9 protein-coding genes and 1 pseudogene are annotated in these 10,758 nt (G+C 32.3%); 3 read left to right on the top strand and 7 right to left on the bottom strand.

From position 1 onward, the window contains the following. The first annotated feature begins 297 nt into the window (after positions 1 to 297). Genes KA830_RS03965 through KA830_RS03975 form a run of 3 tightly spaced genes read left to right on the top strand, consistent with a single transcriptional unit; the run spans position 298 to position 6,176 of the window. A complete protein-coding gene (locus KA830_RS03965) occupies positions 298 to 1,812 on the top strand; it encodes a class I SAM-dependent DNA methyltransferase (protein ID WP_210123113.1) in 1,515 nt (504 codons plus the stop codon). Further along, positions 1,802 to 3,070, top strand: a complete 1,269-nt coding sequence (locus tag KA830_RS03970; protein ID WP_210123111.1) for a restriction endonuclease subunit S — start codon at positions 1,802 to 1,804, stop codon at positions 3,068 to 3,070. Before KA830_RS03965 ends, KA830_RS03970 begins: the two co-directional genes overlap by 11 nt. After that, positions 3,054 to 6,176 carry a type I restriction endonuclease subunit R gene (locus KA830_RS03975; protein ID WP_210123109.1) on the top strand — a complete coding sequence of 1,041 codons (3,123 nt, stop codon included), beginning with the start codon at positions 3,054 to 3,056 and terminating at the stop codon, positions 6,174 to 6,176. Before KA830_RS03970 ends, KA830_RS03975 begins: the two co-directional genes overlap by 17 nt. Before the next feature lie 49 nt (positions 6,177 to 6,225). On the opposite strand, the gene KA830_RS03980 is transcribed toward KA830_RS03975, so the two are convergent. The 7 genes and pseudogenes from KA830_RS03980 to ccrB all read right to left on the bottom strand — a co-directional run. Then, positions 6,226 to 6,429: a hypothetical protein gene (locus tag KA830_RS03980; protein WP_011302053.1), complete on the bottom strand. Its 204-nt coding sequence runs from the start codon at positions 6,427 to 6,429 to the stop codon at positions 6,226 to 6,228. 221 nt (positions 6,430 to 6,650) lie between these two features. After that, positions 6,651 to 6,737 (bottom strand): annotated as a pseudogene (locus KA830_RS03985) (JAB domain-containing protein); the annotation flags it as partial. Between the two features lie 19 nt (positions 6,738 to 6,756). Beyond that, positions 6,757 to 7,263, bottom strand: coding sequence for a DUF1643 domain-containing protein (locus KA830_RS03990; protein WP_107519050.1), 507 nt, complete (start codon positions 7,261 to 7,263; stop codon positions 6,757 to 6,759). A 15-nt stretch (positions 7,264 to 7,278) separates the two neighbouring features. Then, positions 7,279 to 7,590 carry a DUF960 family protein gene (locus KA830_RS03995; RefSeq protein ID WP_210134075.1) on the bottom strand — a complete coding sequence of 104 codons (312 nt, stop codon included), beginning with the start codon at positions 7,588 to 7,590 and terminating at the stop codon, positions 7,279 to 7,281. A 95-nt stretch (positions 7,591 to 7,685) separates the two neighbouring features. Continuing rightward, positions 7,686 to 8,024 (bottom strand): SAUGI family uracil-DNA glycosylase inhibitor, encoded by a 339-nt coding sequence (locus KA830_RS04000; RefSeq protein ID WP_069995843.1) that lies wholly within the window; start codon positions 8,022 to 8,024, stop codon positions 7,686 to 7,688. A gap of 570 nt (positions 8,025 to 8,594) precedes the next feature. After that, entirely contained in the window at positions 8,595 to 9,329 is a 735-nt protein-coding gene (locus tag KA830_RS04005) for a glucose 1-dehydrogenase (RefSeq protein ID WP_025907478.1), read from the bottom strand. Positions 9,330 to 9,416: 87 nt separating this feature from the next. After that, positions 9,417 to 10,758, bottom strand: a 1,342-nt coding sequence (ccrB, locus tag KA830_RS04010) for a cassette chromosome recombinase CcrB (protein ID WP_210123021.1), incomplete at its 5' end; no start/stop codon positions are given.

Genomic DNA, 10,758 nt, shown 5'->3' on the forward strand with positions numbered 1-10,758 from the left:
ATTCATAAAAAAATTTTTCAATTAACAATGGCAACAGTATCTTCAATAACCACAGTCTTTACAAAGGTAAGAATATGAATCTTCACATTTGTAACACCAACTACCTCTAAATCTTTTATCATATCGTTTCAGTTTGTATTTTTTATTCATTTTAATTCACTCCTTTTTTCCAGTTTAAAATAATAATAATCTATATCTTTTTGATAGTCTAGGTAAATTAAATATTAATAAAATCTTACACAAACATTTACTATTTTTGCTATAGTTAATTTAACATTAAATTAAGAGGTGTTATTAATGGCAACTATAGGCTTTGAAGAAAAATTATGGCAAGCTGCAGATAAATTACGTGGGAGTATGGATGCAGCAGAATACAAGAATGTAGCATTAGGTATCATATTTTTAAAATATGTATCAGATTCATTTGAAGAGAAGTATGAGGAATTGTTAAATGATGAATATGCTGACGAGGAGGATAAAGATGAGTATTTAGCAGAGAATATCTTCTGGGTTCCTAAAGAAGCACGTTGGCAATATATTAACGATAATTCAAAGAAACCAGAAATTGGTCAAATTATTGATAAAGCGATGATAGCAATTGAAAAAGAAAATGAATCATTAAAAGGCGTGTTACCTAAAGATTATTCTAGACCAGCATTAGATAAAGAAAAATTAGGCGATATTATTGATCTATTTACTTTTAAAGTTGGAGACTCTGAAAGTAAAAAGCAAGACATCTTAGGTCGTGTTTATGAATACTTTATCGCGAAGTTTGCGAGTGCTGAAGGTAAAAATGCGGGTGAATTCTATACACCTGCGTCAATTGTTAAACTACTTGTTGAAATGATTGAACCTTATGAAGGAAGAATCTATGACCCATGTTGCGGTTCGGGAGGTATGTTTGTACAAAGTGAACGTTTTGTAGAGCGTCACCAAGGACGTTTAGATAATATTGCTGTATATGGTCAAGAATCAAATCCAACAACTTGGAAATTAGCGAAAATGAATTTGGCAATTAGAGGTATTGATAGTGATTTAGGAGACCATCATGCTGACACGTTTCTTAATGATTTACATAAAGGGCTAAAAGCAGATTTCATCCTTGCTAATCCGCCTTTTAATGCAAGCGATTGGGGACAAGAAAAATTATTAGATGACTATCGTTGGAGATTTGGTGTTCCTCCAAAAGGAAATGCCAACTATGCATGGATTCAACATATGATTTCTAAACTTGCACCAAGTGGCACTGCGGGTTTTGTTCTAGCAAATGGCTCAATGTCTACAAGCGGTAAAGATGAATTAGAAATTCGCAAAAACTTAGTCGAACAAGATTTAGTAGAGTGTATTGTAACCTTACCAGGTCAATTATTTTACTCAACACAAATACCAGTTTGTTTATGGTTTATTTCAAAAGATAAAGAAAAGAATGGCAAAAATGAACGTAAAGAAGAAGTCCTCTTTATCGATGCAAGAAAAGTTGGAAGTATGGTATCTAGAACACTAAAGGAATTCTCCAATGAAGAAATTAAAGATATAGCAAGTGTATATCATTCATGGCGTGGAACAAATAATAATGAATATGAAGATAAAGCAGGATTTTGTAAAGTTGCCAAAACTGAAGAAATCAAAGATAACGAATATATCTTAACACCTGGTCGTTACGTCGGTTTAGCAGATACTGAAGAGGACTCAGAACCATTTGAACAAAAAATGGATCGAATTACATCAGATTTAAGTGAACAATTTACTAAATCAAAAGAACTCGAGGACCAAATCCGTAAATCATTGGAGGGGTTAGGTTATGGAGTATAAACTTGGAAAAGTTTCAACCTTTTATGATTCTTTACATAAAACGCCTAAAAATTATAACATATATGGGTATCCGATGGTGCGAGTAAAAGATATATCAACTGGTTTTTTAGATTTATCAAGTTGTTTTAATGTTAGTGAAGATGACTACTTGGAGTTTTCAAAAAAATATAAACCTCAATCTGGGGATATTATAATTACTAGGGTAGGTACATATGGAAATATAGCTTTAGTTACCAATGATAAAAGATTTTGTTTAGGTCAAAACACTGTAATATTAAACGTAGATAAAAAAATAATTGATAATAAATATTTATTCTATTATTTAACATCTTCAATGGGACAACAACAAATTGAAAGTAAAGTTACTGGATCTACCCAAAAAACTATAAGTTTAAAAAGTCTTAAAGAAATAAATATTATTAGACATGACTATTATAAAGAAAAACAAATTGGCAATTTACTATATAAAATTGATAATAAAATAAATAACAATAAACAAATCATAGCAAACCTAGAAGAACTTTCACAAACACTATTCAAACGTTGGTTTGTTGATTTTGAATTCCCTGATGAAAATGGTAATCCATATAAATCAAGTGGTGGAAAGATGTTTAATTCTGAATTAGGTGAGATACCTGAAGGATGGAAAGTACAAGAAGCAAAGGATATTTACAGTATCACAATTGGAAAAACTCCACCTCGAAAATTAACTGAATTATTTTCTCAAAAAGAAGGCACAGATTGGGTTTCAATTTCAGATATGAAAGGTGAAGGGATGTATATAAATCATGCTAAAGAAAAAATTGTTGAAGAAGGTATTGTAAATCATAAAGTTAAAGTTGTCCCTAAAGGTTCTGTACTATTAAGTTTCAAATTAACAATTGGAAGAGTAAAAATTACAAATAAAGAATTAACAACTAATGAAGCAATAGCACACTTTGTTTCTGATAATATGAATCAATTATATACTTATCTCTATTTGAAAAACTTTAATTTTGAGAATTTAGGGAATACTTCTTCAATAGCAACTGCTATTAATTCAAAAATAGTTAAAAAGATGCCAATATTAGTACCAAATCAAAGAATATTAACAAAATTTATTAATAGAGTAGAACCATTTATGAAAAGTATTGATATTCTTCAATGTGAAAATATACAATTAATCCAATTAAGAGACACATTATTACCAAAATTAATGGCGGGTGAAATAGAGATACCTGATGATATCGAGGTGAATGAAGATGAACTTTCAATTTAGTGAGGACGATTTAGAACAAGTTGCGCTTGAATGGTTTGAAGAACTGGGTTATACAATTAAGAATGGCAGAGAAATTAGTGAAACAGGTATTACGCCTGAACGAGAAAGCGATAAAGACGTTGTGCTGGATAACCGTTTAGAAAACGCTTTAAGACGTATTAACCCAGATTTACACAACAATGCAATTCAACAAGCAATTCATGAAATATCCATAGAAAAATCACCAAATTCAATTGAAAATAATCGAATATTCCATGAAATGATCACAAATGGGATTGAAGTAGAACATTATAATGAATATGGAGAAACAATCAATGATTTGGTTTATGTATTCGACTTTAATAACCCAGGAAATAATGACTTCCTGGCTGTGAATCAATTGACGGTAGTAAATGGTGATTACAATAAACGACCAGACGTTGTATTGTTTATCAATGGTTTACCTGTTGTTGTCATTGAACTTAAAAGTTCTACTAATGAATCTGTAGGTGTAGAAGATGGTTATCATCAATTGGAAACTTATAAAATGAGAATTCCTCAATTATTTAATCACAATGCTGTATTGGTAACAAGTGATGGTATTAATACAAAAGCGGGCTCTATGACTGCAGATTATGATCGTTTCATGACATGGCGAACAAAAGATGGTAAGACTGAAGCTTCGTCTACAATGGCAAGTTTAGATGTATTAATCCATGGCATGTTAAATAAAGAAGTATTATTAGATTTAATTCGACATTTCATTTTATTTCAAGATGATGGTAAAGGTAATATTGTTAAAATTTTAGCTGCTTATCATCAATATTATGCGGTTAATAAAGCCGTTGATCGCGCAATAGAAGCGACTTCTGACCAGGGAGATGGTAAAGGCGGCGTTATTTGGCATACTCAGGGCTCAGGTAAAAGTTTGACTATGGTTTTCTTTTCAGGAAAATTAATTCAAAAGTTAAATAACCCTACTTTAGTTGTTGTAACAGACCGTAATGACCTAGACAATCAATTATATAATACATTTGTAAAATCTAAGGGTCGTTCTGGTAAAGGATTATTAAGACAGACACCTAAACAAGCAGATTCTCGTAAAGAGTTGAAAGAACTATTGTCAGTTGAATCCGGAGGGATTGTATTTACAACGATGCAGAAATTCGAACCAGAAGAAGGCAAAGTTACTATGGATGCCTTAACAGAACGTAGAAATGTTATTGTAATGGCCGATGAAGCACATCGTACACAATACGGTTTTAGCGCATCTTACGACGAAAAAGGTGAAGGTATTAAATATGGTTATGCCAAATATTTAAGAGATGCTTTACCTAACGCTTCATTTGTTGGATTCACTGGAACTCCTGTATCTTCAACAGACAAAAATACGCAAATGGTATTCGGTAATTATATTGATGTGTATGATATGACACAAGCTGTTGAAGATGGTAGTACGGTTAAAATATATTATGAGAGTCGAATAATCCCATTAAATTTACCGACTGATTTAGATATTGATGCAGCTTATGATGATATTACTTCTGGTCAAGAAGACGACGTAAAATCACGTTTGAAGTCTAAATGGTCTCGCATAGAAGCATTATCAGGCTCAGAACAACGTGTCCATTCTTTAGCAACTGATATTATCAATCACTTTGAAACAAGACAAAAAGCGATGAAAGGTAAAGGCATGATTGTCACAATGAGTCGCCGTATAGCGGTTGATTTATATGATGAAATTGTAAGGTTAAAACCTGAATGGCATTCAGATGATGATAACCAAGGTGTTATCAAAGTTGTGATGACAGGTTCCTCAAGTGACCCTAAAAACTTCCAGAGACACATTGGTCCTAAAAAAAGAAGAAACTTACTGGAAAGCCGTATGAAAGATATTGAAGATGAACTACAACTCGTTATTGTGAGAGATATGTGGTTAACAGGTTTTGATGTACCTTCTATGCACACGATGTATATCGATAAGCCTATGCAAGGTCATAACTTAATGCAAGCCATTGCACGTGTGAATAGAGTATTTAAAGACAAACCAGGTGGTCTTATTGTGGACTATGTAGGTATCGCTGAAAGTCTTAAAGAAGCTTTAAAAGAGTATACAGATTCTGATAAAGAACAAACCGGTGTGGACACAGATAAAGCTTTAGAAATTATGTTAATGAAATACGATGTTATCCAAGATATGTTATATAATCATGATTATTCTGACTTCGAATCAGATAAAAAATCTGATCGATATAATGTCATCTCAAATACGATGGATTATGTGATTGGCTTAGGCGAAGAAGAAAGACAAAGATTTGTGAATACAGTCACTGAACTTGGCAAAGCTTTCGCTTTATGTGCAACAGAAGAAGCAGCTCAAGAATTAAATAGTGAAATTGCGTTCTTAAAAGCCGTTAAAGCAGGAATCGTTAAACTTTTAGCTCCTTCAACTGATGGTGGTGTTCCTTATAAATCTCCCGCTGAAGTTGAAGCTGAAATTAATCAGTTGATATCAAAATCCGTTGTAACTGAAGAAGTTGTAGATATATATCAAACACTCGGTTTAGAAAACCCAGATATCTCTATTTTATCTGACGATTTCTTAAAAGATGTAGAAGGATTACAACAGAAAAATGTAGCAGTTGAATTATTGAATAAATTACTTAAAGGTCAAGTTAAGTCATTAATGAAAACTAACGCAACCGTATCTAAACAATTTTCTGAGATGCTAGGTAAATCTATTCAAAAATACAACAATCGGTCTATAGAAGCTTCTAAAGTTATTGAAGAATTAATACAAATGGCAAAAGAAATTAATCAAGAGCAGCAACGAGGTAAAAATTTAGGCTTGAGTACAGAAGAAATTGCTTTTTATGATGCATTAGCTTCACATGAAACAGCTAAAGAAGCTTTGGGCGATAAAGAGTTAAGAGCCATTGCACATGAGTTAACTAAAACAGTTAAGGATAACATGAGTGTTGATTGGTCTAAACGAGACAGTACTAAAGCTAAAATGAGAGTTCAAGTTAGACGCCTATTAAAGAAATATGGCTATCCACCAGATCTTCAAAAAATGGCTGTGGAACAAGTTGTAGAGCAAGCAGAATTAATGGCAAGTCAGCAATAAAAAAATAAATCATAATGCGGTTAGAGAAACATTTCTCTAACCGCATTTATTAGTATCCTCGTTCAATTAATTTTTGTTTTTCCTTCTCAAGTTCAGGAATATCTTCTTCATCTGGTAATGCATCTATATAATCTAGTCCTAGATGATTTAATGCTGTTTCTAAATCAACATCCTCGCTTTCCATGTACCTCCAAACTTTCAAACTAGTATATTCATCATAAACCTCATTGTAATGGTAATTACCAACAATCATTTTATCACCCTTCGCCATATAATTAAGCTTATTCTAAACTAAAGGTCAATATTGGTCAACATTTTATTCTTAATTAATTTTCCATCATCATACACTATAAATGAGTTAGTGACTGAACCTTTCTTGTATATAATTTTCCAGCTAATTATAATTAAAGTAAAATAAATGTATCATCTATGCATTATTAAAAAAACTCTATTTGAATACTTTACAATTTGGTGGGGACTCGTAATTCGTCTTTTAAGATAACTCAAAGTATCTATTTTAATCATTTGCAGTGAAACGATGTTGATTTGTTTTGTTTCCATATTGACCTCCATGTATTTGCTATGATTTCAAAATCCATTTTTGACGTGCCTTAGGGTTGAGTGGATGCATAATTTCATTCGTTTCTGGGTTGATGAGTTGTTTCACTTTCTTTTTATGTGGTTTCAACATCTCTAAAATTTCATTTACACGTGCTTCAACAACTGGCTTCTTAGCATAGGAGCCCCAAGCTAATATCACTTCGTCAGATTCTTTCACTGCTTTCATAATTTGAATATCTGTATGCTTATCATAGGCATTTTCCAGATGTTTTAGGTTGATTGGTGTTGTTATATTAGAGTATAGGTTCACAAAATGGATTGAACCAAATACATCCATTTCTGAAACTTTGTTCATAATCAGTTGTGTTGTTAAGTCTATGTTGAGTACGCCATCATAGTGCGGATACATCGTGATGATTGTAAGTGTTTGTTTTTCACTGTCCCATGTTTTCTTAAGTAGATAGCGATGTTGTTGCTCATCACTGAATATGGCTTCAGTTTCTAATGTATTTTTTATTGTTTTCATGTAATATTCACTCCTCTAGTATTCTTCTGGTAATAACATGACATAGTAAGAAAGGTCTACATCATCTTCTCGGATAATGTAGACCTTATTAATATTAATAATTTTTGAATAATTGATTTTATGAATTTTGATATACTCAGGACGTTCTTGTTTGTGATTGACGTATATTTCATTGTGATGTGTATTGAATTGGAATATATGAAAATAATCTACTAAGGTATTATCTTTGTTTAGTTCTTGTTCTCGCTCAGAAACGAGTTGCCATAATTGGTGTTGTAAGTTAATAGGTAAGTTGTTGGCGATACCACGAGTGATATATCTATTCATAAGCGTTTTCCTTTCGTTCTGCTTCTTTCATCCAAGTAATGATTTCACTTAGAACTGTAATGACGAGTTGTGTAATTTTGATGTATTTATGCATATTATTGTCCTCCTGTTAGTAAGTATCGTTGATCCAAAAGGGGCATGATAGTGTTGTGTAGGTATAAGAAATCCATATCGTGGTTTTCATCAATATAACCAATGGCTATGAGCTGTTTTTGATAGTAGAGAATGAAAGGGTAGATATTACTTTCGTGAAGTGTATCAGAGTAGTAGGTGTAGGTTTGAAGTATTTTATTACTGAGTGGCCCAAGCCTTACATATTGGTCAGGTAAGATATGATCAGCGATTTCCTCGATAGATTCACATTCCCACTTTTCATCTTTTGGCAGTTTGAATAAGTTGGTTATATAGTGCTTGAGTTGTTGTTCTAGTGTCATCATTATGACCTCCTAATGTGTTTGATAGATGTATGCATGCGATACATCATTTTGATAATATAAGTTTGAAATAATGTTTGTTTCACTTAGAAATCCCACTGAAATACAGAAAATATCCCAATAGAAAATCATCACAATTGTTGATATGACAAGGAAATCCCATTATCCCGCTCATTTCTCGGGAAATATAGCTATATATTTATATATGATTTGAATTTGTAGATGTCAGTACGACTTACTTTTTCTTTTTATATTATCTATTTATAAATAATAATGGGATTTCGGGATTACGCTTGCGTAATCCTTATCCTACATGTATTTATCAAATCCCATTGTTATCCCGTTGGTTTATCATGATGGGATGTTCTTTCGTCATTCAATATAAGCTATAAATTGAATCATCAATGATATATATATCGAAATTTTCTATTAGTTGAGTGTTATTGGATGACGAAAGGACAATAAGTATAAATTTAACTTGTTTAAGGAAAAAATAAAGGCGAAGTGCTCCTCAGCACTTCGCCTAAAATTTATTCAAGAGAACTATTTATATTTTAATTGATTTATCATTTATAGTGCAGTAATACCACCATCTATAACAAATTCTGATCCTGTAGAATAAGAAGCATCGTCAGACCCTAAGAAACATACAAGTTTAGATACTTCTTCGGGTTGCGCAACTCTTCGCATTGGAATTGTTTTTTCGAATTCTTTAACGGCTTCTTTAACATCGTCTTGTTCTAACATTGGTGTTTTTATAACACCTGGGTGTACTGAATTAACTCGAATATTGTATGGAGACAATTCTCTAGCCGCAGCTTTTGTCATACCTCTGACCGCAAATTTTGTATCTGTATAGCCAATTGCACCACCAACAAGACCATTCATTGAAGAAATATTGATGATTGACCCTTGTTTTTGACTTTTCATAATTTTTGATACAGTTTTGATGCCTAAAAATACAGATACTTGATTAATATTTACAATCTTCATATAATCTTCTAATGATATTTGGTCAATTGTTTTATTGTATGTGATTCCTGCATTATTAACCAATACATCAATTCGATTCCATTTGTTCATAACTTCTTGAATGACATGATTCCAATCTGTTTCTTTAGATACATCATGTTTGATAAATAAAACATCGTCTCCAAGAGAATTAGCTGTTTTTTGACCTAATTCATCATTAATATCAGTTATCACGACTTTTGCGCCTTCAGCTATCGCTTTTTTGGCATGAAGTTTTCCCATACCTTGTGCACCACCTGTAATAACGACGACTTTATCTTGTAATTTTCCCATTTTAAAACATCCTTCCTCTAAATTAATATTGTTCATAATTTTATTGTATACCTAACTCAATCAAGAAGCTAAAAAAGTCACTTATACTTATATATGAATATAGAGTGTTTGAGATAAAAATAAAGACGAAGTGCTGAGGCGCACTTCGTCGATAGGGGTATTATGGAAGAGTTGTTTAGTGATTTCATGATTGAGTTTTAATGTGACATAGAATTGCTTTTTACGATGTTCGTCTTTACGAATATTTATTCGGTCAATGACTGTGAGATATAACGCTTTGAGTTGTGATTTATCCATGGATTCTACGTTTTGAAATATGCGACGTAAAACAGCGGATAGTTGTTTCGTATTATATGATGTTTTCTCTTGATTTTGTTGTTGCTTCAGTTGATTAATTTGATTCGTAATGTCATTGAGTTGTGTTTCATATTGATGAATGGTTGGTTTGAGTGCAGATGTTAAGTCTGGATTGTCTTCGATGGTTTGAATTAGATTTTTAAGTTTAGTGTTAATTTCATCAAATTGTTGTTGTTTATAAGCAATATCATGGTTGAGTGCTGCTACATCTACATGATTCTCTTGATTGACGCGTTCGACAACTTGTTTGAGAACTTTATCACTTTTGACAATTTCAAGTATTTGGTCCATAACATATTTTTCAATGACATCGGCTCTAACACTATTGGCCGAACATACCTTTGATCCTTTGTTGCGAAAGTTACTACAAGAATAATAGCGAATGCGTTTCTTAGTTCCATCTTTAAGTGTATTAACTGTTGTGCTCGCAGACATTGAAGCAGAACATTGTGGACACGAAATTAATCCAGTTAAAATATTGGTTCCTTTACCATGGACTTGTGGTTTTTCACTTACTTGTTTTTTACGTGCTTGGACTTTATCCCATAATGATTGGCTAATAATAGGGGTGTGTTTGCCTTCGGCGATTACTGGCTTATCATTCAAGCCTTTACGACGTTTATCATTCCAATCTTTGTATTTCGCGAATTGAATTTTACCAATATAGAATGGGTTTGAGAGAATATAAGTAACAGCTGAAATACTAAATGGATTGCCTTTCTTAGTGACATAACCTTTATGATTGAGTGCATTGGCTATTTTACGATAACCATGACCTTTGGCATAAGATTCAAAGATATATTTAACGATGTTAGCTTCATGTTGATTAATAATTAATTCTTTTTTATTATCAGGTATGTTATTATATCCTAATGGAAGATTGCCTTGATAATAGCCCTCTAAAGCTCTTTGATGTTGTCCGGTGTAAATGTTCTCTAAAATTGTATTTCTTTCAAATTCGGAAAAACTTGCAAGTATCTGGAGCATTAACTTGCCTGTTGAATTTTTGACTTCCATGCGTTCAGACAAGCTAAAAAATTCAACATTTTGGCGATGAAGTTCTTCGACGATT

Origin of the sequence: Staphylococcus sp. GDY8P119P (genome assembly GCF_017892075.1) — a bacterium.
Lineage (GTDB): Bacteria > Bacillota > Bacilli > Staphylococcales > Staphylococcaceae > Staphylococcus > Staphylococcus ureilyticus.